25 protein-coding genes are annotated in these 24,702 nt (G+C 58.5%); 14 read left to right on the forward strand and 11 right to left on the reverse strand.

From position 1 onward, the window contains the following. Nucleotides 1–2 precede the first annotated feature (2 nt). The gene (locus R1T46_RS19675) at nucleotides 3–1,073 is read left to right on the forward strand and encodes an ABC transporter ATP-binding protein (RefSeq protein WP_317306727.1); all 1,071 of its coding nucleotides are present in this window, start codon (nucleotides 3–5) and stop codon (nucleotides 1,071–1,073) included. Nucleotides 1,074–1,084: 11 nt separating this feature from the next. Here R1T46_RS19675 and glpK read toward each other — a convergent pair whose 3' ends face one another. The 3 genes from glpK to R1T46_RS19690 all read right to left on the reverse strand — a co-directional run bounded on the left by glpK (nucleotide 1,085) and on the right by R1T46_RS19690 (nucleotide 5,214). Further along, the gene (gene glpK, locus R1T46_RS19680; protein WP_317306728.1) at nucleotides 1,085–2,566 is read right to left on the reverse strand and encodes a glycerol kinase GlpK; all 1,482 of its coding nucleotides are present in this window, start codon (nucleotides 2,564–2,566) and stop codon (nucleotides 1,085–1,087) included. A 277-nt stretch (nucleotides 2,567–2,843) separates the two neighbouring features. Next, nucleotides 2,844–4,418: an ATP-binding protein gene (locus R1T46_RS19685; protein ID WP_317306729.1), complete on the reverse strand. Its 1,575-nt coding sequence runs from the start codon at nucleotides 4,416–4,418 to the stop codon at nucleotides 2,844–2,846. A 58-nt stretch (nucleotides 4,419–4,476) separates the two neighbouring features. Further along, on the reverse strand, nucleotides 4,477–5,214 hold the full coding sequence (locus tag R1T46_RS19690) for a response regulator (protein ID WP_126810494.1): 738 nt from the start codon (nucleotides 5,212–5,214) through the stop codon (nucleotides 4,477–4,479). Between the two features lie 299 nt (nucleotides 5,215–5,513). Between R1T46_RS19690 and R1T46_RS19695 the strand changes: the two genes are divergently transcribed. Together R1T46_RS19695 and R1T46_RS19700 are read left to right on the forward strand one after the other, a co-directional pair. Then, the gene (locus R1T46_RS19695; protein ID WP_317306730.1) at nucleotides 5,514–6,278 is read left to right on the forward strand and encodes a GNAT family N-acetyltransferase; all 765 of its coding nucleotides are present in this window, start codon (nucleotides 5,514–5,516) and stop codon (nucleotides 6,276–6,278) included. Between the two features lie 35 nt (nucleotides 6,279–6,313). Further along, nucleotides 6,314–7,120: a lysophospholipid acyltransferase family protein gene (locus tag R1T46_RS19700; protein WP_126810496.1), complete on the forward strand. Its 807-nt coding sequence runs from the start codon at nucleotides 6,314–6,316 to the stop codon at nucleotides 7,118–7,120. A 1-nt stretch (nucleotide 7,121) separates the two neighbouring features. Here R1T46_RS19700 and R1T46_RS19705 read toward each other — a convergent pair whose 3' ends face one another. The 4 genes from R1T46_RS19705 to R1T46_RS19720 form a co-directional block, all read right to left on the reverse strand. Beyond that, nucleotides 7,122–7,580, reverse strand: a complete 459-nt coding sequence (locus R1T46_RS19705) for a peptidylprolyl isomerase (protein WP_126810497.1) — start codon at nucleotides 7,578–7,580, stop codon at nucleotides 7,122–7,124. Next, on the reverse strand, nucleotides 7,580–9,790 hold the full coding sequence (locus R1T46_RS19710) for an acetyl-CoA hydrolase/transferase C-terminal domain-containing protein (protein ID WP_407070147.1): 2,211 nt from the start codon (nucleotides 9,788–9,790) through the stop codon (nucleotides 7,580–7,582). The genes R1T46_RS19705 and R1T46_RS19710 overlap by 1 nt, the downstream gene beginning before the upstream one ends. A 160-nt stretch (nucleotides 9,791–9,950) precedes the next feature. Then, nucleotides 9,951–10,265, reverse strand: a complete 315-nt coding sequence (locus R1T46_RS19715) for a hypothetical protein (RefSeq protein ID WP_007154407.1) — start codon at nucleotides 10,263–10,265, stop codon at nucleotides 9,951–9,953. 249 nt (nucleotides 10,266–10,514) lie between these two features. Further along, nucleotides 10,515–11,552 carry an NADP(H)-dependent aldo-keto reductase gene (locus R1T46_RS19720; protein ID WP_317306734.1) on the reverse strand — a complete coding sequence of 346 codons (1,038 nt, stop codon included), beginning with the start codon at nucleotides 11,550–11,552 and terminating at the stop codon, nucleotides 10,515–10,517. Nucleotides 11,553–11,642: 90 nt separating this feature from the next. Between R1T46_RS19720 and R1T46_RS19725 the strand changes: the two genes are divergently transcribed. Both R1T46_RS19725 and R1T46_RS19730 read left to right on the forward strand, forming a co-directional pair. Next, the gene (locus tag R1T46_RS19725) at nucleotides 11,643–12,890 is read left to right on the forward strand and encodes a glycosyltransferase family 4 protein (protein WP_288353499.1); all 1,248 of its coding nucleotides are present in this window, start codon (nucleotides 11,643–11,645) and stop codon (nucleotides 12,888–12,890) included. Further along, complete coding sequence (locus tag R1T46_RS19730; protein WP_288353479.1) at nucleotides 12,856–13,431, forward strand: phosphatase PAP2 family protein; 576 nt, start codon at nucleotides 12,856–12,858, stop codon at nucleotides 13,429–13,431. Before R1T46_RS19725 ends, R1T46_RS19730 begins: the two co-directional genes overlap by 35 nt. On the opposite strand, the gene dinB is transcribed toward R1T46_RS19730, so the two are convergent. After that, nucleotides 13,406–14,470 carry a DNA polymerase IV gene (gene dinB, locus R1T46_RS19735; RefSeq protein ID WP_317306735.1) on the reverse strand — a complete coding sequence of 355 codons (1,065 nt, stop codon included), beginning with the start codon at nucleotides 14,468–14,470 and terminating at the stop codon, nucleotides 13,406–13,408. The two genes, R1T46_RS19730 and dinB, sit on opposite strands and share 26 nt — an antisense overlap. A gap of 123 nt (nucleotides 14,471–14,593) precedes the next feature. On the opposite strand from dinB, the gene R1T46_RS19740 reads away from it, so the two are divergent. The 5 genes from R1T46_RS19740 (at nucleotide 14,594) to minE (ending at nucleotide 17,164) form a co-directional block, all read left to right on the forward strand. Next, nucleotides 14,594–14,875 (forward strand): DUF1244 domain-containing protein, encoded by a 282-nt coding sequence (locus R1T46_RS19740; RefSeq protein ID WP_126810502.1) that lies wholly within the window; start codon nucleotides 14,594–14,596, stop codon nucleotides 14,873–14,875. Then, a complete protein-coding gene (locus tag R1T46_RS19745) occupies nucleotides 14,872–15,261 on the forward strand; it encodes a HopJ type III effector protein (RefSeq protein WP_288353482.1) in 390 nt (129 codons plus the stop codon). Before R1T46_RS19740 ends, R1T46_RS19745 begins: the two co-directional genes overlap by 4 nt. Continuing rightward, on the forward strand, nucleotides 15,258–16,028 hold the full coding sequence (minC, locus tag R1T46_RS19750; RefSeq protein WP_288353484.1) for a septum site-determining protein MinC: 771 nt from the start codon (nucleotides 15,258–15,260) through the stop codon (nucleotides 16,026–16,028). Before R1T46_RS19745 ends, minC begins: the two co-directional genes overlap by 4 nt. 65 nt (nucleotides 16,029–16,093) lie before the next feature. Further along, the gene (gene minD, locus R1T46_RS19755; RefSeq protein WP_126810505.1) at nucleotides 16,094–16,906 is read left to right on the forward strand and encodes a septum site-determining protein MinD; all 813 of its coding nucleotides are present in this window, start codon (nucleotides 16,094–16,096) and stop codon (nucleotides 16,904–16,906) included. A 3-nt stretch (nucleotides 16,907–16,909) separates the two neighbouring features. Then, nucleotides 16,910–17,164 carry a cell division topological specificity factor MinE gene (minE, locus tag R1T46_RS19760; protein ID WP_007154416.1) on the forward strand — a complete coding sequence of 85 codons (255 nt, stop codon included), beginning with the start codon at nucleotides 16,910–16,912 and terminating at the stop codon, nucleotides 17,162–17,164. A gap of 8 nt (nucleotides 17,165–17,172) precedes the next feature. Here minE and R1T46_RS19765 read toward each other — a convergent pair whose 3' ends face one another. Beyond that, nucleotides 17,173–18,186 carry a DUF2804 domain-containing protein gene (locus R1T46_RS19765; RefSeq protein ID WP_288353486.1) on the reverse strand — a complete coding sequence of 338 codons (1,014 nt, stop codon included), beginning with the start codon at nucleotides 18,184–18,186 and terminating at the stop codon, nucleotides 17,173–17,175. Nucleotides 18,187–18,317: 131 nt separating this feature from the next. Here R1T46_RS19765 and R1T46_RS19770 point away from each other — a divergent pair, with 131 nt between their 5' ends. From R1T46_RS19770 to R1T46_RS19780, 3 genes are read left to right on the forward strand one after another with little or no spacing between them, the layout of a single operon-like run. After that, nucleotides 18,318–19,067 (forward strand): START domain-containing protein, encoded by a 750-nt coding sequence (locus R1T46_RS19770; protein ID WP_288353487.1) that lies wholly within the window; start codon nucleotides 18,318–18,320, stop codon nucleotides 19,065–19,067. Between the two features lie 58 nt (nucleotides 19,068–19,125). Continuing rightward, a complete protein-coding gene (locus R1T46_RS19775; RefSeq protein ID WP_317306738.1) occupies nucleotides 19,126–19,617 on the forward strand; it encodes an HPP family protein in 492 nt (163 codons plus the stop codon). Between the two features lie 20 nt (nucleotides 19,618–19,637). Next, nucleotides 19,638–21,023: a PhoH family protein gene (locus tag R1T46_RS19780; RefSeq protein WP_036204072.1), complete on the forward strand. Its 1,386-nt coding sequence runs from the start codon at nucleotides 19,638–19,640 to the stop codon at nucleotides 21,021–21,023. Nucleotides 21,024–21,100: 77 nt separating this feature from the next. On the opposite strand, the gene ltrA (R1T46_RS19785) is transcribed toward R1T46_RS19780, so the two are convergent. Further along, nucleotides 21,101–22,492, reverse strand: a complete 1,392-nt coding sequence (gene ltrA / locus R1T46_RS19785) for a group II intron reverse transcriptase/maturase (protein WP_317306739.1) — start codon at nucleotides 22,490–22,492, stop codon at nucleotides 21,101–21,103. 76 nt (nucleotides 22,493–22,568) lie between these two features. Here ltrA (R1T46_RS19785) and R1T46_RS19790 point away from each other — a divergent pair, with 76 nt between their 5' ends. Beyond that, nucleotides 22,569–22,724, forward strand: coding sequence for a hypothetical protein (locus tag R1T46_RS19790; protein ID WP_317306740.1), 156 nt, complete (start codon nucleotides 22,569–22,571; stop codon nucleotides 22,722–22,724). A 310-nt stretch (nucleotides 22,725–23,034) separates the two neighbouring features. Here R1T46_RS19790 and ltrA (R1T46_RS19795) read toward each other — a convergent pair whose 3' ends face one another. Beyond that, nucleotides 23,035–24,312, reverse strand: a complete 1,278-nt coding sequence (gene ltrA, locus R1T46_RS19795; protein WP_317305339.1) for a group II intron reverse transcriptase/maturase — start codon at nucleotides 24,310–24,312, stop codon at nucleotides 23,035–23,037. Between the last annotated feature and the right edge of the window lie 390 nt (nucleotides 24,313–24,702).

Genomic DNA, 24,702 nt, shown 5'->3' on the forward strand with positions numbered 1-24,702 from the left:
AAATGACTGATCGTCTGGTTCAGACTGCTGACTGGCTGCTGGAAGTCAACAACCTGTCCTGCGGGTATGGCGATGGCTCAGTGGTCAGGAACGTCAACTTTGCTCTTAGCCACGGCGATATCGGCTGCCTGCTTGGGCCCAGCGGTTGCGGAAAAAGCACCATCCTCCGGGCATTGGCTGGGTTTCTTCCCATCAATACTGGTGAAATCTGCCTGCAGTCCAGCTCCATCAGCTTGCCCGGCCTCACTCTCCCTCCCGAAAAACGCCGAATCGGCATGGTGTTTCAGGACTACGCTCTATTCCCACACCTGACGATCGCCGAAAACGTCGGCTTTGGCTTGCGCAGGGAAGATCGCGAGGAAAAACATCAGAAAGTCACCGAGTTGCTCAAGGTGGTTCACCTGCAGGACCTCGCCGACAACTACCCCCATGAACTGTCGGGTGGGCAGCAACAGAGGGTAGCGCTTGCCCGCGCCCTGGCACCGGAACCCACGCTGATATTGCTGGACGAGCCGTTCTCAAATCTCGACGCAGATCTGCGCCGCCGACTCAGCCTGGATGTGCGGGAAATCCTCAAGACACTGGGCATCAGTGCCATCCTGGTCACTCACGATCAACAGGAAGCTTTCGCCATGTGTGACCAGGTAGCGGTTCTGAAAGACGGCGGAATACAGCAATGGGACGTGCCCTACAACCTTTACCACGAACCGGCCAACCGCTTTGTTGCAGGTTTCGTGGGCCAGGGAGGTTTCGTTCCGGGAAAAGCGCTGGGACCGGACACGATCGAGTCCGAGCTGGGGGTCATCCGCGGCAACCGCGCCTACACCTGGCAGCCCGGCACGCTGGTCGACGTGCTGATCCGGCCAGACGACATCGTCTACGATGCCAGCTCTGACCTGAAGCCAAAGGTGGTGGAAAAGACCTTTGCCGGCACCTCCACGCTCTATCGCTTTCGCTGCTCGGAAGACACCGAATTCGAGGCCCTGTTCCGGAGCCATCTGGACTTTCACCTAGGCGAACACGTGCCAGTCCGGGTGGAGGCAGACCATCTGATCGCCTTCGAGAGAACCTGAGAGCCAGAACCTCAGTTATTACAAACCCGCTCCACGGAATCCAGCCAGCCGGCGTACAGGGTCTCCCGCAGTGCCGGCTTCATAGCCGGCTCGAAGCGATGTTCCCGCTCCCAGAGTTGTGCTATCTCGTCCAGCCCCTGGTATACACCGGTCTGCAGCCCGGCCAGATAGGCCGCCCCCAGAGCCGTGGTCTCCGTCACGCGGGGGCGGTCCACCGGCACATTGAGGATATCCGCCAGAAACTGCATCACCCAGTCGTTGACCACCATGCCACCATCCACCCGCAGTGCCTGCAGGGACGCACCATCGTTCTGGATGGCGCGGATCAGGTCCTTGGTCTGATAGCACACGGATTGCAGGCCGGCGGTGACGATCTCGCCGATTCCAGTGTCCCGGGTAAGGCCGAGAATCGCCCCGCGGGCATGGGGATCCCAATGTGGCGCACCCAGTCCGGTAAAGGCCGGCACCAGGTACACCGGGTTTTCCGCCCCCACCTCCGAGGCGTAATCAGAGGATTCACGGGCGTGACTGATAAGCTTCAACCCATCCCTGAGCCATTGCATGGCGGCGCCGGCAACAAAGATGCTGCCTTCCATGGCATAGCACGGTTTGCCATTCAAACGATAAGCCATGGTTGTCAGCAACCGGTTTTCGGAGCGTAGCGCCTTTTCGCCGGTATTCAGCATCAGGAAACAACCGGTGCCATAGGTGCTTTTCGCCATGCCGGGCTCGAAACAGGCCTGCCCAATCAATGCTGCGTGCTGGTCGCCCGCGATGCCAGCGACCTGCACCGACGCTCCCAGCCACTGCCTGTCGGTGGTGCCGAAATCCGCTGCGGAATCGAGCACCTCCGGCAACAGCGCCCGGGGAACCCGGAAGAGGGTCAACAACTCGTCGTCCCATTGCTGACTATGGATATTGAACAACGCCGTGCGCGAGGCGTTGGTGGCATCGGTCTTGTGGGAGCGCCCGCCAGTCAGATTCCAGAGCAGCCAGCAGTCCACAGTACCGAAGGCAAGCTCGCCGGCTTCCGCTCTCTGGCGGGCACCGTCGACATGGTCGAGTATCCAGGCAATCTTGGTGGCGGAGAAATACGGGTCGATCAAGAGACCGGTGCGTTCAACCACCGTGCCTTCATGGCCATCGGATTTGAGTTTGGTGCAAACAGACGCCGTGCGCCGATCCTGCCAGACAATCGCGCGGTGAATAGGTTCTCCGGTTTTCCGGTCCCAGATCACCGTGGTTTCCCGCTGATTGGTAATGCCGATACCCGCCAGGGTCGAAGCATCCAGCCCTGACGATTCGAGAACCTCCCGGCACACTGCCAATGTACTTTGCCAGATTTCGCCGGCCTCGTGTTCCACCTGGCCATCTTTCGGAAAGTACTGGTGAAATTCCTGTTGCGCTGTGGCGATGGCTTGGCCGGAGGCATTGAAAATGATCGCGCGGGAACTGGTGGTCCCCTGATCGATGGCGAGCAGGTGCTGGGTCATGAGGCGTCCTTTCAGGTGCTTCAGCATTGTTCTGGTCAATGCTGCAATCTTCTCAAAGGATTGATAAGAACGCTATGGCAAAAGTCGGGCATAAAAAAAGGGCCGGAAAACCGGCCCTCAAATGACGAATGAAACAAGGAAAGTTCGTAAGAACTACAACCTCAAAAGTCATCCCTTACACACTTAGTATCGGCTCGGATTGCCCAACCTTCAGTTGAGGTTGTGTTGCGCCTTTGTTACATCAGGTTAGGGGCTGAGAGACGCATCACAAAACGGCTTAGAGAGTGTGCTCTACCGGCTTCTTGCGAGGCCAGACCAGACTGAAGCGGGCTCCGCCCAACTCGTCGCTGCGACTGACAAACGCCTGCCCGCCATGCCAGTAGAGGATCCTCCTGACAATGGAGAGGCCAAGGCCATAACCGCCCGAGGTTCGGGTACGGCTGTCATCGAGGCGTGCAAACGCAGTAAACACTTTTTCCCAATCCTCTTCGGGGATACCGGGGCCGTCGTCCTCCACGTCGATGCGGCAATTATCCTCATCAAACTGGCAGTGGACTTTCACGCGGCCGGCCGCGTAGCGGGCAGCATTTCCTACCAGATTCTGAACCGCCCGGTGCAGATACCGCGGCTCCACGTCGGACAGCGACCAGCGCTCGGATTCATCGTCAATGTCTGCCTCGATGGTGTGGTCCGGGCGGATCATCTGCTGCTCGCTCACCACCTGGCGAACGATATCACTCACCGACTTCTCCTGAAGCGCAAATACAGGGCCACCCTGCTCCAACCGGGCGTAGGTCAGGATTTCATCGATCAGCTCATCAAGCTCCTGGATGTCGCCGTCAATGCCGTCAAGCTGCTTCTGGAGCGCCTCTGGAGAGTTGGCGCTTTCGATCATCTGGACACCGAATCGAATACGGGCAACCGGTGTTCTCAGTTCATGAGAAACCGCGTGGATCATTTCCCGCTGAACCCCGACGAGCCGCTGGATATGCTCCGCCATACTATTGAAGGCAGCGGCCAGCCGGGACACAAGGCGACTGTCGCCGGCATCCACCCGCGCCCCCATCTCTCCCCGGGCTATACGGATTGCCACCGACTCCACGGCCCGGAGATTGCTGTCCACATCCCGTAACGCCAGATAGAGGGCCAGTGCGAGAACACTTCCCGCCACTGCAAGCAATAGCAGCATTACCGGCCACGCCCAGGGACTGAAGGGCGCAGGCATGGCCATGTCCACGAGAGTGCCGTCTTCCAGACGGATCAACACCTGGGCCCGATCCCGGGAGGGGTGATGGTACAGCGAAATGCCCCGTTCGGAGACTCGCTCCAGAACCTCGGAATCCGGGAGTTCAGCCTGATCCCGAACCGGCAGCAACTCTATCCCGAGCGTATCGGATAGCTGCGACATGGCACCTTCCCGACCGTCCGAAGACATGTCATCAAGGTGGAGGCGCGCGATGAGAGCGGTGGCCTCGGCAATGTCGCTATAGATGTCCCGGAATCGCAGGTCGATGATCCCATCGCTATCGTTACGGACCATGACCTGCTGGCCAATACTGGTGTCCGTCGCCACCACCTGACCGTAGGAAAGGCGCTCCATGATGACATCGGATACCGCCAGGTTACCGGGCGGCGTCACCCGGAAATCGTAGAAGGACTCAAGCCAGGGGTACTGCTGCTGGGGGTATGGTGTCGCAACAAGCCAGCGCAACAGCGGTTCGGAAAAACGCTCCTGCCAGTACTGCTCCCTGACGGAATTCACACCCAGGAACAATGCGGCGCAAAACAGGAGAATCAGAAAGGTAAGACCAATCAGCCGGGCGTAAAGCTTGAGAAAAAACTTGAAGGGCATTGCGATAACCCTGGCAATGAACGCCGGCCCCGCCGGGCCAGCGCCAGAGATTGCACAGTCAGGCTTCCTTTACGAACAGGTAGCCTTTGCTGCGTACGGTTTTAATGCGCCTCGGGTGGATAGGATCGTCGCCAATTTTGGGGCGTATCCTTGAAACCCGGACATCAATCGAACGATCCTGGCCGTCGTATTCGATTCCTCTCAGGGCGGTGAAAATTTCCTCCCGACTGAGCACTCGGCCGGCATTGCTTGCCAATAGCCAGAGCAGGTCGAATTCAGCGCTGGTGAGATCAATGCTGTCATCGCTCAACCACGCCTCACGCATCGACCTGTCTACCACCAGGTTGTTGAACTGCAGTCTGACCGGTTCTTCACCGCTACCCTCTTCCGCAGCCACCGTACCATTCTCGGTAACCCGCCTCAGCAAGGCGCGGATTCTCGCCAGCAACACCCTCGGCTGAACCGGCTTGCCGATGTAATCGTCGGCACCCATTTCCAGGCCGAGCACCTGGTCCAGATCGTCCGTGCGGGCAGTGAGCATGATAATCGGGCCTGGATAGAAAGGCCGCGCACGCCTGCATATGGATAGCCCATCCTCACCCGGCAACATCAGGTCAAGCACGACCAGATCCGGCTGTTCCTTGCGGATGCGCTCCACCGCGTTCCCACCGTGAGTTTCGAGGGCGACAGTCAACCCGTTACTCTCCAGATACTCCCTGGTAAGCTCTGCCAGCCTCTCATCATCTTCGACTATAAGAATCCGCCAACTTTCGTTCGTCTGTTCCACGCCATCCATCTCTGATTTTGTTTTTCCGGTTTCTGAAACGTCCGGCCAACGTCACCCCACATGGCCGGACCAGAGCTGCCTGTCAGAAGATCAGCTACCCAACTGACAATACAGGCTACCTCCTGTAACAGCAATTATACATGCTATTCAGAAATATACATGGAACCGCCTGTTCGTTACAGCCCGTGACAAAGGTCACAGCGCCACACCGGTAACGGGACTTGTCACAAAGTCGTCATCCCCCGTTCATTCCGATGTCACACCGGATTCATAGCCTTGTCGAAAAGTGGAAACAAAGAGGCATTGCCATGAACGCCCAGACTGCCCGCCTGTCACGCTCGGCCCGACAGCTTAAAACCGTCATCACCCAACAGCCGGATCTCGTTGAATCCGCCCAAAAACTGCGCTATCGGGTTTTTTCGGAAGAGTATGGTTCTGACCTGGGAGCTACCGTCCCTGGCATTGACGCGGACGAGTTTGACCGATTCTGCGATCACCTGATCGTCACCGACGAGAATACTGGTGAATTGGTGGCCACAACACGAGTGCTTCACCACAGTCAGGCCGTGGAAGCCGGTGGTTTCTATTCAGAAGGTGAGTTTGAACTCTCATCCCTTTACCAACTCCCCGGGACCGTCGCCGAGCTTGGGAGAACCTGTGTGCACCCAGACTATCGTAACGGCGCGACCATCAGCCTGTTGTGGGCGTCCGTTGCGGAATACCTCGTATCGCGAAACGTGGACTACCTGATTGGCTGTGCCAGTATCGGTATGTCGGATGGCGGCTTGAAAGCCTGGCGCATAGCCCGCTACCTGCAGCGCGAATTCCTGGCTGGCGAGGAATACCGGGTAACCCCGTTGCGGGCGCTGCCGCACCTGACCCACACTGTCAGCGAGGATCGCCCGGTGGACGTTCCCGCGCTGATCAAGGCCTACATGCGCCTCGGAGCCCGCGTCTGCGGCGAACCCTGCTGGGACCCGGACTTCCGTTGCGCGGACCTGTTGGTGGTACTGGATGTCAACAACCTGGCCAGTCGCTACAGCCGACATTTCATGCGCAAACAGGTCCGGTAAACGACTGGGACCATTCTGGAACCCGAGGATTGGCTATGGAACGGATACGCCTGACCACAAGACTGGCACTCTTTACCGGCTTTATGGGCCTGACGGCAACACTAGCCGGCACCCTGTTACTGATTGAGGCCCTGTTCCGCTGCCGGATCGACCGAGCGCCCTTCGCCCGCATTTGCTTCAATGGGGCAAGCCGCTGCCTTGGGTTTCGCATGTCCACGCAGGGTACCTTCAGCAACAAGCCCGTGCTCTACGTCAGCAACCACATCTCCTGGTCGGACATCCCTGTACTTGGCGGACAGGTGCCCCTGCGCTTTCTGTCCAAAGCGGAAGTCGGCCGCTGGCCGGTGATCGGTTGGCTGGCCACGCAGGCGGGCACACTGTTCATTCAACGCGGCAGTGGCAAAGCCGGTCAGGCTCGCCGCGAAATTACCAACACCTTATTGAGTGGGCAGTCGGTGCTGGTGTTTCCGGAAGGCACCACCACAGCAGGCGTGACGGTCCTGCCCTTTCATAGCCGCCTGCTGCACGCCGCGGCGGATGCGGGCGTGGACATACAGCCTCTCAGCATCGGTTACCTGAGAAACGGCCGCCCCGACCATTTGGCGCCATTTATTGGCGACGACGAGTTCCAGCATCATTTAATTCGCATGCTTCGCCAGCCAGCAGTCGAGGTCGGCGTTATCGCCCACCCGGTGGTGACTATCGATAACAGCACGGACCTGGCAGATGTAACGCGGGATTTGCGACAGACAGTACACGAAGGGTTGCGGCAGATTCAGGAGGGACGCCTTTCAGATCAGGCATCAGACGGGCCGACAGCGATTGCCGGCCCGGAGCTGTAAATCAGCTCAGCGGATGGCCAGCGTTGATTTCCTCTTCCGTGGCTTCACGCTTACCGATGATCTCCAGATCAAAGTACAGGGTAAAACCCGCCAGCGGATGATTGGCATCCACGCGCACCAGATTGCCATCAATACTCACCACCTGCACCACCTGGGCCGTGTCGCCGGTATTGGTCTGGAACTTCATCCCCACGTGCAGATTCTCCACCCCCTCGAACATGGAGCGGGGCACTTTGCGGATCAGTTCCGGATTATGCTCTCCGTACGCCATGGCCGGCGGCACGGTCACTTCCAGGCAATCGCCGACATTACGGTCTTTCACCGCTTTCTGGATGCCTTCGATGATTTCCGGGCTGCCCTCCAGGAAATGAAGTGGCTCACTGCCCTCGGAGGTGTCAACGAGCTCACCGAGCTTGTTCTTGAGGACATAATGGACGGTTAATACAGCAGGTTTTTGCATCAGGCGTTTGTGTTTCCTGTATTCGGGGGTGTATCAGTCAGATTCAGGCCATGGATAACCAGGCGCCGGTCCAGTCTCGCCTTCAGGCTCCGGGGTTTATCCAGGCTCATGCGCTCCAGCAACGGCTGGTAGCGATTGTCGTCGTCGTTTGCCTTAACGGCGCGCCACAAAGTCAACAGTTTACCACGACGAGTCGCCGTTGCGGCCTTCAGAGTTTGTAAAGCCTTGCCCAGCCGGAGTTCTTCATCGGTAAAGTCCCGCCCGAACGGGAATGCTGGAAACATATCCGTGTCTCCGGCGATCTTTACAGCCTCTCCAACCGCCTCCGGCGTGTTATTGCACCAGTGCTCAGGCAGACGAAACGAAGCATCCACTTTTCCCGCTTTCTGGGCCTGCTTGAGCAAATCGGCCTGGAAACGGGAATCTGCAATGCGGATCAGTTGCAGGTATACCTGCTCGTCGGACTGACCCCTCAGATCCGCAATACCGTACTCGGTGATGACTATGTCGCGAAGATGACGGGGAATGGTGCAGTGCCCGTAACTGAAGACAATGTTGGACAGTGTTTCCCCACCGGACTTACGGGTGCTGCGCAGGGTCAGGATAGACCGCGCGCCCGGCAGCTCGTGGGCCATGGCGACAAAATTGTACTGGCCGCCAACACCGCTGACCACACGGCCGTCGTCCAGCCCATCGGACACGGCCGCACCGCTTAGCGTATGCATCATCGCCGAGTTGATAAACCGGCCATGCACCCTCTGTGCAGCTTTCAGACGCTGGTTGCCGAACGCGTGGTCATATAAGTGGTTGATGTAGTTGACGCTGGTCATGCAGATGCGTTGGCGGTCGCGCGGCGCCAGGTCCCGCAACCGCTGATAGAAGGCTTCGGGGCCGACGAAGAAGCCACCATGCACCACAATCCCTCCGGTCAGTGACTTTCCCAGGGCCAACGACTCAATGGCGCTTCTCGCCTCCTCACTGTCGAGATCCGGATCCAGGGATTGCTCGCCAACACGCAACCGCCCGCCTTTGAACTCGACCTCCGGATTCAGGATGCCGTAACGACACAGCCACTGCACGTCCCTGGCCCGTAACGGCGAGTCGATCAACTGTTCCCGCCGCAGGACATCAAGGGTGTCGAGAGAAACACTGTGAGTAAGTTCGCCCCGGTTTATCAATGTTTGCAGTCCGGCATGATCAAACACCTCGCGGGTCAGGACACCCGCCTCCATGAGGTAAATAAAACCATCCACCATCATTTCACTGCAGCCGTAGAGTCCCTCCTCGAAGACATCCGTGCCACCGTACTCGGAAACCACCGGGAAGCGGTCTGCCACCTTCAGGTGATCAAACACCTGCTTCCAATGCTCGTTGTGACGATGCCGCAGAATCGCGCTGTGAACCAACGCCGCGCCCAGCGAGCCAATCCCCACCTGCAGGGTCCCTCCATCCCGGAGCAACGCACTGGCGTAGAACCCGATAAGGTGATCCTCCGGGCTGACCGACATTTGCGGTGCCGAAAACAGGGGGTAGTCGGAGGCGGCATGCTCCAGGACGATATCAAACTGGCCCGTCTCGACGGCGGCGTCATTGCCGAGAAAGGGCAAATAGCTGTTGGTCTCTGCCACCAACGCCACGGGGGTTCCGGCCGCTTCCCGCGCCCGTAATAGGGGCAGCAAGTCCAGGCTCAGGTCCGGGTTGCAGCTCAGGCTAACGTAGCCTTTCTGATCCGGCTCAGTCGCCGGAGCCACCATCTGGCCCACGACGTTGACGCCCAGCGCCATAAGGTCGCGCACTGCGTGGGTGTAATTGGTGCAGACATAATTGCGCTGTTGGTCCTTGTTATTCAGGAAGGACCCGGCCTTGAAGAAAAACTCGGATACCCGCACGTTCTCGGGCAAGCGCTGACCAATCACGTCCCGTGCGTAATCAAGTTCCGGAATCCGCCCGTACAAGCGCTCGGCGAACGGGCCCATGAAACGCTTTTCCAGCGATGAACTGCCACCGGGCGCGGTCAGGGATAGCGCCGTGACAATGTGAAGCTCTATGGACGGATCGTCCTTGGCACGCTGGTAGAGAGCATTGGCAAAACGTATGGGTTTACCAAGCCCCAGTGGCAGGCCGAGTGTGATGCGCTTACCCACCCGGCGAATCAGCTCGTCTACACAGGCGCTGCTGTCTGCGAGCGTTACCGGTTGTTCCTCCACCATCGCGGCCATAGTGTTACTCCCTTAGTTGCCGTCAGAATGCTTACCGATATGGATAATCACATGTGCCATTACGACAGGCAATGCACTGAGACAGATAAGCGGTGGCGAGGATTCGTAAGAGGTCAGTCAGGGTTCAGAAGGAGAAAACGTCGGCGGGAGTTCAAAAATTCCAGCGAAGGTTGAGGCAGGCGCCCTCTTCAAGCAATGCGATACCGTGGTCTGGCTTGGCACGATCAGACGCGTAGGACTTCTTTCCCGAATCTGAGTCGCTGAGACTGAGGCTCAGCAGGCGAGAACCAATGGTCGCATACATGTCGGATTCTTCACGCTCGAAGTCACCCGACATCTCTTCCTGAAGCTGATACACATTCTCGGCCGGAACTTCGTCTGCAAACACACGTTCGCTCGCTTCGGCGCGAACGACGAAGGCGATCATGTTGAGTGCAAGTAGTGCGACGAAGATACGGATAATCATAATAATTCTGGCGACCTGTAATCGAAGCGGAATTCTACTGTCATGTAATGCTTAAGTCTAATGATTAAAGGTCAGAAAGATGTGATTTTGCACACAAAAGCGCCGCTTTTTTGTCACAGGATCACCGCATTTTTGTCAAGAAAACAGCAATTTTTGTTGCAAACTGTAAGCACCCCACTCTGCCGCCTGTAACGGTCAGAGTGGCTGCTTCACGATGGGAGTTGTTAAAAAACCGTAACGCTTGCAGGATTAAGGGCAGGGGTAGGTGTACACCTGGTTAAGGTTCTCTATCTCCCCAAGCACCTCTTCGCTCAGGGACACCGACGCTGACCCCAGGTTTTCACGAAGCTGCTCAAGCGTCGTGGCCCCAATAATGTTGCTGGTAACGAAATCACGGCTGGTCACGTACGCCAGCGCCATCTGTACCGGTGACAGCCCGTGGCTGGCCGCCAGGTCTACGTAGGCTCGGGTCGCCTCGGCACCACGACCGCTGGTGTAACGGGTGAAGCGCTCAAACAAGGTCATCCTGGCGCCTTCCGGGCGCTTGCCATCAAGATACTTGCCAGAGAGCATGCCGAAGGCCAGCGGGGAGTACGCGAGCAGACCAACCTGTTCACGGCAGGCAATTTCCGCCATTCCCACCTCAAACGTGCGGTTGAGCAGGTTATAGGGGTTCTGGACGCTGACCACCCTGGGCCAGTCATGCTCCCGGGCCAGCCTGAGGTATTCGTTCGTTCCCCATGGGGTTTCGTTGGAGATTCCTACGTGGCGGACTTTGCCTTCCTTGACCAGCTCCGCCAGTGTGCCCAGTGTCTCTTCAATGGGGGTAGCCTGTTCGTCCACACTGTGCCGGTACCCCAGCTTGCCAAAGAAATTGGCGTTACGATCCGGCCAGTGCACCTGATAGAGGTCGATATAATCGGTCTTGAGCCGGCGCAGGCTGTCTTCACAGGCCTGACGAATATGGTCCCGGGTCAGGCGCGGGCCATCCCGGAGGTAACCCAGTCCATTACCCGGCCCCGCCACTTTGGAAGCAATCACCAGATCGTCGCGACGGCCCCGCTTCGCCAGCCAGTTGCCCAGATACCTTTCCGTGAGGCCCTGGGTTTCAGCCCGCGGGGGCACCGGGTACATCTCCGCGGCATCGATGAAATTAATGCCCTCGGAGGTGGCCAGGTCCAGCTGCTCAAACGCTTGCTGTTCGGTATTTTGCTCGCCCCAGGTCATGGTGCCCAGGCAAATCTCGCTTACATCAATGTCGGTCCTGCCGAGCTTGCGGGTTTTCATGCTTACTCCCGAATCTGGTTGCTGAAAAAGGTAAAGGGATTGTCACGGGATTGTCCCGGAACTGTCATGCCAGGTTTCCATAGTGGAGGCATGAAAGAGGAAACCACAGGTAACACCGCGATGAGAGTCACCCAGGCTTCAGGGCGCAAGCACCACATTACCATTGTTTCGGAGACCTTTCCTCCGGAAATCAATGGTGTGGCGAACACACTCAGGCACCTATGCCTGGGCCTGATGCAACGCGGCCACAAGGTAACGGTCATCCGTCCACGCCAACGCCATGAATCAAAAGGACGATTCGAAGGTGCCGGGGAATGCCTGTTTTCCGACGAGCACGTGGTGACCGGCCTGCCGCTGCCGGGCTACAGTGACTTGAGGTTTGGAATGACCCGGCCGGGTTTCCTGGCCTCACTCTGGACGCATCAACGCCCGGATGCCGTTTACGTTGCCACCCAGGGGCCCCTCGGCGTAGCGGCTGTTGCGGCCGCCAGACGGGCCGGCATCCCGGTCAGTTCCGGCTTCCACACCAACTTCCATGCCTACAGCCGCTACTACGGCGCTGGATTCCTGGAAAAACTGTTGTGCAGCTATGGCCGTTGGTTTCACAACAGAACGGCCATAACTCTGGTGCCAACCCGGAAAATCGCACAGACCACCCATGACATGGGCATTCACCCAACATCGGTCTGGAGTCGCGGCGTTGACTGCACCCGTTTTTCGCCCCACAAACGGGACGCGGCGCTCCGGCAGCAATGGGGACTGCAAGCTAACGACCGGGCGGTACTCTACGTTGGTCGCCTCGCTCCGGAAAAAAACCTTCAGATGGCGGTGTCATGCTTCGAACGTATCCGAGGACTGCACCCCTGCGCGAAGTTCGTACTGGTCGGAGATGGGCCGATGCGCAAGCGCCTTGCCGAACGCCATCCCGATTACGTTTTTGCCGGAACCCGCCGTGGCGAAGATCTGGCCCGGCACTATGCCTCCGGTGACATTTTCCTGTTCCCCAGCAAAACCGACACCTTCGGCAACGTGGTTACTGAAGCCATGGCCAGTGGCCTGGCGGTGGTTGCTTTTGACGATGCCGCCGCCAGCGAACATATCCGCCATGAAGACAACGGTATGAAGGCTCAACTCAGCAACGACGAAGGCTTTGTCGACCATGCCCTGCGCCTGGCTGACCAGCCAACCCTGATGAACAGGATACGGGCACAGGCACGCCTGGACGCACTGGACCTGAATTGGGCCGCACAAGTTGAGCAGTTCGAACACCTGATACTGAACCAGCCACTGAGGAACAGCTACAATGCCCTCCACAAGCAAAGCATCTCGCTTCTTTAACGTGGTGGATCAGAGGGAGTTTGCCCTCTGCCAGTCCATCAACCGGTCTCTGCGGTTTCGCCCGGTTCAGGGGTACTTCAAGGTTGTCAGCCGGCTGGGTGATGGCTGGCTATGGTATCTGGTCATCCTGTCGATGCCAGTGCTTATGCCTCAGACCGGGCTCGCCATCGCGCTGCTGATGGTGGCCACCGGTCTGACCTGCACCATTACCTACAAGCTGCTGAAGCGTTGGCTGATCCGTGAGCGCCCGTTTATATCGTTTCCGTCGATCAACTGCGGCACACCGCCCCTGGACCGTTACAGCTTTCCGTCCGGTCACACCTTACATGCCGTCTGCTTCAATACGGTGCTCGCCATGACGGCGCCTGAGATGGCCTGGCTGTTGTTGCCATTCACACTGAGTGTTGCCGCCTCCCGGGTCGTGCTCGGCCTTCACTATCCCAGCGATGTGGCGGCAGGCGCCTTGATCGGCGGCTGCCTGGGCCTGGCTTCGGTTAACGGCCTGCACGACCTGTTTATTCAAATAGCCGCAGTTGCATAACCGGCGACTCATCACTGCGAAAGCGCACGCCCAGACCCAACAGACGCACCGGGCGCCCTGTATCGGTCACCAGCTCATTCAGCAGCGGCTGATAGTCTTCCAGCTCGGGCTCCTGAATCCGGTCGCGCACGCGCTCCAGGGTATGGGTGGAAAAGTCGCTGTAACGAATCTTGATAAACAGCTTGTGAATGGGCTTTCGGCCGGCCTTGCGGCTAAGCCGGAGGTTCAGGTCAGCCACCAGCGAGGCCATCACCGACTCGCAGGCGCGCTTGTCCGGCAGGTCCTGGGAAAAGGTCCGTTCCACGCTGACGGACTTGGCAATACGCGACACCACCACATCCCGGTCATCACGGCCGAACGCCATTTCCCGCAGCCGGTACCCCTGCTTACCAAACTTCTCCGGCAGAGATTCAGCGGGTAGCGCCTGAATGTCGCCACAGGTGGCAACGCCCATCGCGTGAAGTTTGCCAGCGGTCACTTGCCCCACGCCAAAAAGCTTTTCGACCTTCAGGTCCTGAACGAAACCCTTGACGTCCTCCGGGCGGATCACGAACAGGCCGTCAGGCTTTTTCCAGTCACTGGCAATCTTCGCCAGGAACTTGTTGGGGGCCACGCCGGCGGAAATGGTGATACCCACCTCGCCTTTCACTCGCTTGCGCAGGTACTGCGCCATCAGCGTGGCACTGCCCTTATGCTCGGTTACCTCGCTGACATCCAGGAAGGCCTCGTCCAGCGACAGCGGCTCCACCAGATCGGTCAACTCCCTCAGGATGGCCATCACCTGTTTCGACACCGCCCGGTAACGGGCCATATCCGGCGGCACGGTCACCAGGCCGGGGCACAGACGCCGGGCTTCGCCGCCGGGCATGGCGGACCGCACACCAAAAGCCCTCGCTTTATAGTTGCAGGTGGAAACCACTCCGCGGCCACCTTCGCCACCCACTGCCAACGGAACCTCTCTTAATGAGGGATCGTCCCGCATTTCCACGGCGGCGTAGAAGCAGTCGCAATCTACATGGATAATCTTGCGCTGGGCCATGACTCTTCAGTTCAGTAAATGATCTGTACATATGTACAGCCTTGTATCTTACGGTAACATGCTGAGAATGTCAGGAGCTCCGAATAGCAACTCCCAACGACGAAGAGACAGGTGTGAGCAATCATGACAACCCCGATCCCAGAACAATCGCAGACGGAAATCGAAGCCGCCGCGTTTCGAAAGCTGGTTAAACATCTGCGCGAGCACACTGAGGTACAGAATCTTGACCTGATGAACCTGGCAGGGTTTTGTCGCAATTGCCTCTCCAAATGGTATCGCGCCGAAGCCGCCGAGAGAGGCTTCGAGCTGTCTGACCCGGACGCCCGGGAGATCATCTATGGCATGCCTTATGAAGAGTGGAAAACCCGCTATCAGCAAGGACCCAAACAGGATCATAAGGCATGATCGTCAATGACGCGGTTCGTATCCACCTGGCATCGGTTGAGGCCGGCCATGGCGACTTTGATGACACCCTGGCTCTGATTGACCGATTTTTCGACTATCAGCCCACCGGGTTCCACAACGGACCGCTGTACAATGGCACCGGCGAGAACGCCGGTTCATGCCGGGTATTTTCCCTGGCCCAATACTGCAACCTGACCGAGTCCGACACGTTGCGTCTGTTTGCCCAACACTACCAGCAGGTGCTGGATGAACCGGCAGGTGAAAGCCATAGCAATATCCGCCAGTTCATGGGCACCGGCTGGTCCGGTATCCGCTTCGACGGCCCGGCGCTTCGCAAGCGCCCGGGCACCACTCAGGACGACACCACGGAAGAGACCCATCCATGAGCGAAACTGCCGTATCCGGGGTAAAGCAGTGTTTCCAACTGAAAAGTGCGAACGTTTCCATGACCGCACTGGAGCTGTACTTTTTTGACGATGACGACTTCGAAAGCACGCTCAGGGACAAAGTCAGCCAGGCACCCGGATTCTTCAAGGACATCCCCCTGATCATCAGCCTGGAAAAGTACGAGGGGCTAAGCAGCGAACTGGATTTTTTCAAGATCATCGGCGCCTGCCGCCGCCACAATATCCATGTCATCGGCGTACGCGGTGGCAACGATGATCAGCGTCGCCTGGCACGCGGTGCGTCACTGGCGCTACTTCCCGGTGGCAACCAGCGCGACCGCGAAATCGATACTGCACCGGCCACGGAATCCGCCGCCGCTGAACCGACCGAAAATCCGACTCCCGCCAGAGTCGAGAATCCAGGTGAGCCAGCGCCCGCGAAAATCATCAACCAGCCGGTCCGTTCCGGCCAGCAGGTTTACGCGCCCGAGGGCGACCTGATCATCCTTGCGCCGGTTCAGGCCGGTGCCGAAGTGCTTGCGGCCGGCAACGTTCATGTGTATGGACCATTGCGCGGTCGCGCCCTCGCGGGCATTCACGGTGCGGAACATGCACGGGTATTCTGCCAGTCTCTTGAAGCAGAGCTTGTGTCCATCGCCGGACACTATAAAATCTCCGAAGATCTTCAGGACAACGGCTGGAAAAACGCCGTACAGATCCAGCTCAGGGACGACCTGCTGGTGGTAACGCCACTGGAGAAGGCCTGAAACGAACGTAACTACCCGCATGGGCGGGGAAAACGACGAATCCACCGCAAAACAGGAATGCAACCTTGGCTAGAATCATTGTCGTTACCTCAGGAAAAGGTGGCGTAGGTAAAACCACAACCAGCGCCTCTATCAGCACCGGCCTGGCGAAGCGGGGCCACAAAACCGTGGTGATCGACTTCGACGTGGGCCTGCGTAACCTGGATCTCATCATGAACTGCGAACGCAGGGTGGTGTACGACTTCGTAAATGTGATCCAGGGCGAAGCCACTCTCAACCAGGCACTGATCCGGGACAAACGGGTCGACACCCTGTATATCCTGCCGGCCTCCCAGACCCGGGAAAAGGAAGCCCTGACCAAGGATGGCGTTGAAAAAGTGATCAACGAACTGTCCGAGCGGTTTGACTATATTGTCTGCGACTCTCCCGCCGGCATTGAGCATGGCGCCCTGATGGCACTCTACTACGCCGACGAGGCGGTGGTTGTTACCAATCCCGAAGTGTCCTCGGTTCGGGATTCAGACCGTATTCTCGGCATCCTGCAGAGCAAGTCGCGGAGAGCCGAGATGGGGCAGGACCCCGTAAAGGAACACCTGCTGCTATCCCGCTACAACCCCGACCGGGTGGACAAGGGCGAAATGCTTTCCGTCGCCGACGTTGAAGAAATCCTCGCCATCCCACTGCTGGGCGTGATTCCGGAATCCCAGGTGGTGCTGAATGCTTCCAACCAGGGGCTTCCTGTCATCCTTGAGGAAGACAGCGATGCCGGGCAGGCCTATGATGATGCCGTGGCCCGCCTGATGGGTGAGGAGCGGGAGCATCGCTTTATGACGTCCCAGAAAAAGGGTTTCTTCTCACGGATGTTCAAGGGGGGCTGACGGATGAGTTTCCTGGATTATTTCAAGAGCAAGAAAAACAACCGGTCCGCCAGCGTTGCCAAGGAACGCCTACAGATCATTGTTGCCCACGAACGGGGTCAGCGCGACCAACCTGACTACCTGCCAGAATTGCAGAAAGAGCTGCTTGCGGTCATCCGCAAGTACGTTCAGATCAGCGATGACCAGGTCCAGGTGGAAGTTGACCGCAACGACAGCTGTTCGGTACTGGAATTGAACGTTACCCTACCGGAACACTGACCGCGCCACTACCAGCGTGCGAAGTGATCCTCCATCAATCCCCGTAGCCCGTCTACGGGGATTGAGTTGCCCGCCTCGTCGCGCACCGAGCCGGAGAAGGTACCGATATACTGGCGAAAATTGGACGCAATCAGCCATGCATTGAGTCGCTCCCGCCGAACCCCCGATGGCTCAAACCTGAGATCGATCCTGCCATCGTCCGTGGTGACCTGCCAGGGTGCGGTTTCATCGTAGCGATCAAACACGAAACGAGCCTGCCCGAGTTTGATACAGCGGCCCTCCAACCAGAGCGCATTTTCCGTCATGCCGGTTTCATTCACGCCCGCCGCCAGATTGAGACCAACGGCACGGCCATCTGCCAGCACCCCTGCCAGACTCGCCCAGTTCCAGGCAGTTTCGCGCCTCATAAAGCCGCAACTCCAATCAACGGCTGCGCGTGAGCGAGGGTCGCATTGCCAGTTCTGACCCTGCCACCGAATGTCTCCGGACACCGGTAGACCCGCTGATTTACGGGTAAACACCCAACCGCTGTAACCGGCTGGGCACACCAGGCGCAGAGGGCGGGTGTCCGCTTCTATATTCAGGACTATCCGGAGGTCACCGGGCCCGGAAACCGACACACCACGCGAGTGGCCGTCCGACGTAATGCGAACGCATGTTTTCCCTTTACGAAACTCTGTCACCCCGGTTTCCGGCCTGGGCTCAATGTGAGTCCCCCTCGCCAATGGCTGCGTCAGGGACTGCTCCAGCATCTGCCCGGTCTTGAAATCGTATAGATAGAAAAACGCCGAACTGACCAGTTTCAGATCCACCACCGCCAGCCCGAACACCCATCCCGGCGCCATCGCACTGATGAACTGGAACTGGTTAAAACGGGCTTTACGGGCCAGGGCCGAGCGCGGTTTATCCATCACCGTACGTAGGTCAAAGTCCCGGTAGTTGATGACATCCACCGGTGTATCCAATACGCCGTAGGGAATTCGCCCCCGGTCATCGATCAGTCGCTTGTTCGTTTTTTTCATCGTCAATTCGGGCCAAATGTTAACGTCAGGAATTCAGTCAGTTACCCAGTTCACAAACCCCCGATCGTAGCAGGCTCGCACCAGATCAGTCGTGCTAGACTCGCCCGACCATGTTCAAGGAAGTGTACCTCATGCAAAACCTGAGAGCCCATGGCAACCAACGCCGGGCCAATGGACGCGTCAACTGGCTTGCAGCCACCACCGTTTTCCTGCTGACCTCAGGTTTGGCCTTCGCCGGGCTGCCGGCCGAAGACTCGGAGAACTGGAGCCTCCGCAAGGAAACCGATCGTATCCGGGTCTATACCACTGACCAGCCGGACTCCAGCTTCCAGGCCTTCAAGGCCGTGGCCGTGCTTGATGTGCCGATCGAGAACCTGATGGCGGTTATGATCAACCCCAAGTCTTGCGTTCAGTGGGTTCACAACTGCTCGGAATCCTATGCCTTCGGCTCGGGTGACTTTAATGAGCGTTACGCCTACTCGGTCAACGATATGCCCTGGCCGGTCACCGACCGGGATTACGTGCTACGGATTCGCACCCGAGGCCAGCAGGCCGACGGCGAAATCGTGATGGACCTCAACGCCATTCCCGATCAACGGGCCGAGGAAGATGACTACATCCGTGTCGACAAGTCCGACACCCTTTACCGCTTTATTCCCGAAGACGGCCAGACCCGGATGATCTGGGTTCAACACACTGAGCCAAACGGTTCGATACCCGGCTGGCTGGTCAACACCCTGCTGGTGGACATTCCTATCCGTTCCATGGAGCAGTTGGAACGGGTTGCCCAGTGGGACCGTTACCAGAACTACGAACTGATCTATGACTCGCAGGGCCAACTGAAAGATGTAGTCCCCAAAGCTGAATCAGGGGATGACTAGAACATCAGTAACAGCTAAGCTCTTTTACAAAGGACCTGCTAACGGAGCCGATTCGTCAATGACCGTTCTCGCTTACGAGATCATGACCCCGAGCATCAAGGCCGTACCCCAATCCTGGACGATGGACCGTCTGGCCAGGTTCCTCACCGACAACGAAATCACCGGTAGCCCGGTTACCGACGAAACCGGCGAGATCGTCGGCATTGCCACCCTAAAGGACATCACCGAATTCCGCTGGAACGCCAGCCGGTCCGAATCCGACGCCCGCATGACCCCGGAAGAAGAAAAGGAAGCCCGGCGCCTGCGCATGGCCATTTTTGAGGAAATGGGCAAGGTGCCGGTGGAAGTGCGTGACATCATGACCCCTATCGTTTTATCGGTTGACGAGCGAACGCCTGTGCGCGACATTGCCGATATTATGATGCGTGAACACCTGCACCGGATTTTCATCGCCAAAGACGAAAAGATCACCGGTATTGTGACCACGTACGACATGCTTAAACTGATCTCCGACCAGGAGCTCACCAACCGCTGTGCCGGGAACGGCTGACCAGAGAGGTATCACACCCTATGCCAAGAGCATCGCAGGCTCGCAGAAAGATGTATGTCCTCGACACCAACGTCCTCATCCACGACCCGAACGCCCTCCTGAACTTTGAAGAACACGACGTCATCATCCCGATGACAGTCCTCGAAGAACTCGACAGTCTGAAATCCGGCAAACAGGCCGTTGCTGCCGATTGCCGACAGGCCATCCGCAACATCGACAAGTTGCTGGGTGACGCCAGCCCCGGAGAAATCGAGAAAGGCGTACCCATCGTGCGCGGCAAGAAGGCAGAACCGCTCGGCGCGTTATCGATACTGATGAGCACGGACTACCAGGGCAACCATGGCCTGCCCGAGCACCTGAACGACAATAAGATCATCAATACCCTGGCGGCCCTGCAAACCCGCCACACGTCGCGGGACATCATCCTTGTCAGCAAGGACATCAACATGCGGTTGAAGGCCCGGGGCTTCGGCGTGGAGGCCCAGGACTACCACAACGACATGCTGCTGGACGATATTGACCTGCTGCCGAAAGGGTACAAAGAATTCCCGAACTCGTTCTGGGACACTATCGAGAAGGTCGAAACCATCCAGCGGGAGGGTATTACCGAACACATCCTTCGTCGTGAGGGCGACCTGGCCAGGCTGACCATCAACGAGTTCGTGATTGATGAACAGGGATTCGTTGGCAAGGTGTCTGATGTGGGCGAAGACCAGATTGTCATTCGGGATCTGCACCAGCACGATCTGATGCACGAGGAAGTCTGGGGCCTCGTACCGCGGGATATATACCAGGCCATTGCCCTGAACCTGCTGCTGGACCCGGATATCCACCTGGTAAACCTGACCGGTTCCGCCGGCTCCGGTAAAACCATCCTCGCCCTCGCGGCCTGTATCGAAATGACGGTTGCCAGCAAGTTGTACAAACGCATCATCGCCACCCGCAGCACCCAGGGCCTGGACGAAGACATTGGCTTCCTCCCCGGCACCGAGGCGGAGAAAATGGAGCCCTGGCTGGGCGCCATCGTGGACAACCTCGAAGCTCTCCACGAAGACGATGAGAATATGACCGCCAGCGTGGACTACATCCTCAGCAAGGTGCCACTGCACTTCAAGTCGATGAACTACATTCGCGGCCGCAGCTTCCAGCACAGCCTGATCATCATCGACGAATCCCAGAACCTGACGCCGCATCAGATCAAAACCATCATCACCCGTGCTGGCAACGGCTCCAAGGTGATCTGCCTGGGCAACCTGGCTCAGATCGACACTCCTTATCTGAGCGCCCTGAGCTCGGGACTCACCTACATGACCGAGCGCTTCAAGAGTTTCCGCCATGGCGGACACATCCACCTGCAGGGCGTCCCGCGCTCTGTTCTGGCGGAGTACGCCGAAGCGAACCTCTAACCAGCGATCGAGTAGGAGGGGGAGTCACCTCCCCCGTCCTCTCACACCACCGTACATACGGTTCCGTATACGGCGGTTCATGGCTGACTCTGAAGCCGGGCCATCGTATCCAGCAAGCTTACCAGAGACAGGCGGTCGAATACCCTTTTAGGTAAGGCGGCGTTCATGTGCGAAGCGCCGCTATTCCACCAGGGTCCACGCCCATTCGTTGCACTCTGCCAGGCTCTCGGTTCAGTCAGACCCAGCCGCATCAAGTTGCGAGCCCGCGTGCGGGTCCGCTTCCATTGCTGCCACAGAATCAGACGGAGTCGCCGCCTTATCCAACCATCCAGAGCTTCTACCGAGCGCTTTGTGTCGGTCAGGCGGTAATAATTCGCCCAACCTCGCAGCACCGGGTTCAGGTTCCGAATAGTCGTTGTCAACGACTGCCCCCGTGACCGTCTAAGCAGAGGGCGCAGCTTGGCCAGATAAGCCCTCAGGCTCTTGGGGGCGATCCTCAATCGTACCTGCCTTTTGTGCCAGCTCACGCTGTAACCCAGGAAGCTCCGACGCCAAGGGCGATCCACGGCGCTCTTCGCCGTGTTTATCGTCAGGCGCAGGTGCGTTTCCAGATAGTGGGTGATGCTGGCCATGACCCGGTCACCGGCCCGTTGGCTGCGGACGTAGATGTTGCAGTCGTCGGCATAGCGGCAGAACCGGTGTCCCCGCCGCTCCAGCTCCCGATCCAGTTCGGTCAGGAGCACATTGGAGAGCAAGGGGGACAGGGGGCCGCCTTGCGGTGCCCCTTCCCGTCTCGGGCTGACCAGCCCACCGTCCAGCGTGCCGGTTTGCAGGTAACGACGGATCAGGGTGAGTATCCGGCGGTCGGTGATGCGACGAGCCAGCAGGCTCATCAGCACATCGTGATTGACCCGGTCAAAGAACTGGGCCAGATCCAGATCAACCACCCAGCGGTGGCCGTCGTTGATGTGCCGTTGCATGGCCTTGACCGCCTGGTGGGCACTTCGACCGGGGCGGAACCCATAGCTGTGGTCCGAGAAGCTCGGCTCCAGCATCGGGCTCAGCACTTGATGAAGCGCTTGTTGGATCAGGCGGCCCTGAACCGTCGGGATACCCAGTATCCGCTCCCCGCCTTGCGGCTTGGGGATACTGACCCGGCGTACCGGTTGAGGATGGTAATCTCCGGACAACAACCGCTCGCGCAGCGTTGGCCAGTGCTGTTGCAGGTGGGTTTTCAGGGCTGTCACCGGCATCTGATCGATACCAGCGGCACCCTTGTTAGACACCACCCGCTGATACGCACGCATCAGGTTCTGGCGCTCAAGCACCTGCTCCATCAGCGTGTTCGGCTCCGCGTTCGTCCACGAGTGAGCCTCCGTGTCTGCCTCGACACGGGCTTCAGTCTCTGCCGGATACCGTCCGGCGCCTCTCTGAATGCCCTGACCCATCCGGGTCGCTTCTGTCTTCATAAGCACACTACGAGAACTCGTCGCCTACTAGCGGCCAACCATGTTCGGTCCTTCCGTACGCGGTAACGCACCTACTATGACCTCGGCTGAGTTCTGGCTCTCCATCCCCACCCCTCACGAGGTGAGTAGCACGGTGGCAGAGAACCAGACTTCCCAGGGTAAGACGCGTGACCTTCACACTTATGCCCGCCGCATCTACGTCCACACCTTCCGTGCAAGTATCGGGCTTTGACGATAATGGCCGCCTTACCCGGTGTGACCGCCTCATGCGATTCCTGTTCGTCGGGCCAGTGTTTTGCCTGCGGCTTCCTTCAGATTCCACCTCGCGATGGACACCCTTGCCGTCCGGCTAATGGTTCCCCTTACCGGGCCCATAGGGGACTTGCACCCCCAAGTCATCCGGCCAGCACCACCTGCACCGGAACAGCGCCGTCAAGGCGCTACGCGCCATGCCTGGCGCACCACATCGAGTAGGGTGAGGCGACACCGCCTCATCCCTCTCACAGAACCGTACATACGGGCCACGTATACGGCTCATGCCATTAACTTACCCCGAACTCGGGAACAGTGATGCCGGTTTTGACCTTCGTAAGATCCATCAACTTCAGGTCATTGTGCAAGTAGGTGTTGGGCAGGGCCAGACTGGCCAGTGGGGACGCCGCATTGCGCCAGCTTTGCATCTTGATGTGCCGGAACGGGGGCTTGTAGCCCAACTGTTTCAGCCTCCGATGCAGCCGGCTCGGCTTCTTCCACTGCTTGAGCTGGATGCAGCGCAGTCGCCGCCTTAACCAGCTCATCACCTGCTTCAGCACCCGCGCGCAGTTTGCCACCCGGAAGTAGCTGGCAAAGCCCCGTAGCACCGGGTTCAGCTCGCGGATGATCGCCGCAAGCCCGATGCCCCGGTTTCGCTTCGTCAGCGCTTTCAGCGTCTGCTTGAGCTTCACCACCTTCTTGTCCTGGATGCGGGTGTAGTTCATGTGGATCACCACGCCCAGGAACTTCACCCCCTCATCGCTGTGGGCGATGTGGGTTTTGGTGGCGTTAACCGTCAGCTTCAGCTTCCCTTCCAGGTAGCTTTGGGCCACCCGTAACGCATTCTCCGCGCCCGCTCGTGAACCGCACAGGATCAGGATGTCGTCCGCATAGCGGACGATCCGGTGACCCCGCGCCTTCATGAACTGGTCGAAGGCGTCCAGATAGACGTTCGCAATCAGCGGACTGATCACGCCGCCCTGCGGGCTTCCCAGCTCCGTGTCTTCAAGGTGGTACCCCACCATCACCCCGCTTTCCAGACACTGGCGCAACAGTGACAGAACACTGCCGTCCGTGATCCGTTGGCGGAACTGGCGGATGATCAGATCGTGGTTTAACGTGTCGAAGCATTTCGACAGGTCCATATCCACAACCCAGTCACGACGGTAGCGGCGGATGAACCGCTCCGCCTTGCCAATGGCATGGTGACCACTGCGTCCCGGACGGTACCCGTAGCTCGACGGGTGGAAGTCCGGCTCGAAGATCGGTTCGATGATGCTGCGCAACGCCTGTTGCACCACCCGGTCCCGAACCGTCGGAATGCCCAGCAGACGCTCACCGCCGTCATCCTTGGCGATGGCTACGCGTCTGACTGGCTGCGCCCGATAGCGCTTTTCCTTCAGCTCGAGCAACAGGCACGACAGCTCCACCTCCAGATCCGCCTCAAACGCACTCAGGCTCTGCCCATCGATTCCGGCCGCGCCCTTGTTGCGTTTGATGTGTCTGAAGGCTTCATACAGGCGCTGTTTTGACAGCAATTGCCCGTACAGACTGTAGTATTTCCTCATGCCTGCTCATCTCTGTGGTGACGGCTTCGAGGATCGGTCTGGCTGCCGGTCTGTTTCAAGCAATCCGTCCGGGTACTAGCACTCTGGCAATCTGCCGCCACGGTATCGCTTTACTCCCTTGCCCGGAGAACACCGAAGCCACTACGTTCCCGCAGCACCTCAATGCACGTCCCTGCCCCGTCGGGCAGCTTGTGAGCGCAGCGTCCACCTGTTCGCTCGTCGTCCGTCACTCTCGTTAATGACTTCCGCCCTTCGCATCCGACCAGAGCTTTTGACCCTGGCCGGTCCGCTGAACCTCCGTCAGCGGTCGTTCCGGTTTTGTCCTCCACGCTGTTACCAGGCTTCTCAGGCCGGAACTTCCTCACTACTACGGCATCATCTGCCACCTCG

It is taken from the genome of Marinobacter salarius (genome assembly GCF_032922745.1).
Taxonomy (GTDB): Bacteria; Pseudomonadota; Gammaproteobacteria; order Pseudomonadales; family Oleiphilaceae; genus Marinobacter.

Excerpts from the sequence above, each read along its gene's own strand:
- minE (WP_007154416.1), top strand. The coding sequence starts at position 16,910 with ATGAGTTTCCTGGATTATTTCAAGAGCAAGAAAAACAACCGGTCCGCC.
- R1T46_RS19715 (WP_007154407.1), bottom strand. The coding sequence starts at position 10,265 with ATGATTATCCGTATCTTCGTCGCACTACTTGCACTCAACATGATCGCC.
- R1T46_RS19720 (WP_317306734.1), bottom strand. The coding sequence starts at position 11,552 with ATGAAAACCCGCAAGCTCGGCAGGACCGACATTGATGTAAGCGAGATT.
- R1T46_RS19765 (WP_288353486.1), bottom strand. The coding sequence starts at position 18,186 with ATGAAAAAAACGAACAAGCGACTGATCGATGACCGGGGGCGAATTCCC.
- R1T46_RS19790 (WP_317306740.1), top strand. The coding sequence starts at position 22,569 with ATGACCTCGGCTGAGTTCTGGCTCTCCATCCCCACCCCTCACGAGGTG.
- R1T46_RS19780 (WP_036204072.1), top strand. The coding sequence starts at position 19,638 with ATGCCAAGAGCATCGCAGGCTCGCAGAAAGATGTATGTCCTCGACACC.
- R1T46_RS19730 (WP_288353479.1), top strand. The coding sequence starts at position 12,856 with ATGCCCTCCACAAGCAAAGCATCTCGCTTCTTTAACGTGGTGGATCAG.
- R1T46_RS19695 (WP_317306730.1), top strand. The coding sequence starts at position 5,514 with ATGAACGCCCAGACTGCCCGCCTGTCACGCTCGGCCCGACAGCTTAAA.
- R1T46_RS19700 (WP_126810496.1), top strand. The coding sequence starts at position 6,314 with ATGGAACGGATACGCCTGACCACAAGACTGGCACTCTTTACCGGCTTT.
- R1T46_RS19725 (WP_288353499.1), top strand. The coding sequence starts at position 11,643 with ATGAAAGAGGAAACCACAGGTAACACCGCGATGAGAGTCACCCAGGCT.
- R1T46_RS19675 (WP_317306727.1), top strand. The coding sequence starts at position 3 with ATGACTGATCGTCTGGTTCAGACTGCTGACTGGCTGCTGGAAGTCAAC.
- R1T46_RS19740 (WP_126810502.1), top strand. The coding sequence starts at position 14,594 with ATGACAACCCCGATCCCAGAACAATCGCAGACGGAAATCGAAGCCGCC.
- R1T46_RS19705 (WP_126810497.1), bottom strand. The coding sequence starts at position 7,580 with ATGCAAAAACCTGCTGTATTAACCGTCCATTATGTCCTCAAGAACAAG.
- glpK (WP_317306728.1), bottom strand. The coding sequence starts at position 2,566 with ATGACCCAGCACCTGCTCGCCATCGATCAGGGGACCACCAGTTCCCGC.
- ltrA (WP_317306739.1), bottom strand. The coding sequence starts at position 22,492 with ATGAAGACAGAAGCGACCCGGATGGGTCAGGGCATTCAGAGAGGCGCC.
- R1T46_RS19775 (WP_317306738.1), top strand. The coding sequence starts at position 19,126 with ATGACCGTTCTCGCTTACGAGATCATGACCCCGAGCATCAAGGCCGTA.
- R1T46_RS19710 (WP_407070147.1), bottom strand. The coding sequence starts at position 9,790 with ATGGTGGAGGAACAACCGGTAACGCTCGCAGACAGCAGCGCCTGTGTA.
- R1T46_RS19770 (WP_288353487.1), top strand. The coding sequence starts at position 18,318 with ATGCAAAACCTGAGAGCCCATGGCAACCAACGCCGGGCCAATGGACGC.
- minC (WP_288353484.1), top strand. The coding sequence starts at position 15,258 with ATGAGCGAAACTGCCGTATCCGGGGTAAAGCAGTGTTTCCAACTGAAA.
- R1T46_RS19690 (WP_126810494.1), bottom strand. The coding sequence starts at position 5,214 with ATGGATGGCGTGGAACAGACGAACGAAAGTTGGCGGATTCTTATAGTC.
- R1T46_RS19685 (WP_317306729.1), bottom strand. The coding sequence starts at position 4,418 with ATGCCCTTCAAGTTTTTTCTCAAGCTTTACGCCCGGCTGATTGGTCTT.
- R1T46_RS19745 (WP_288353482.1), top strand. The coding sequence starts at position 14,872 with ATGATCGTCAATGACGCGGTTCGTATCCACCTGGCATCGGTTGAGGCC.
- ltrA (WP_317305339.1), bottom strand. The coding sequence starts at position 24,312 with ATGAGGAAATACTACAGTCTGTACGGGCAATTGCTGTCAAAACAGCGC.
- dinB (WP_317306735.1), bottom strand. The coding sequence starts at position 14,470 with ATGGCCCAGCGCAAGATTATCCATGTAGATTGCGACTGCTTCTACGCC.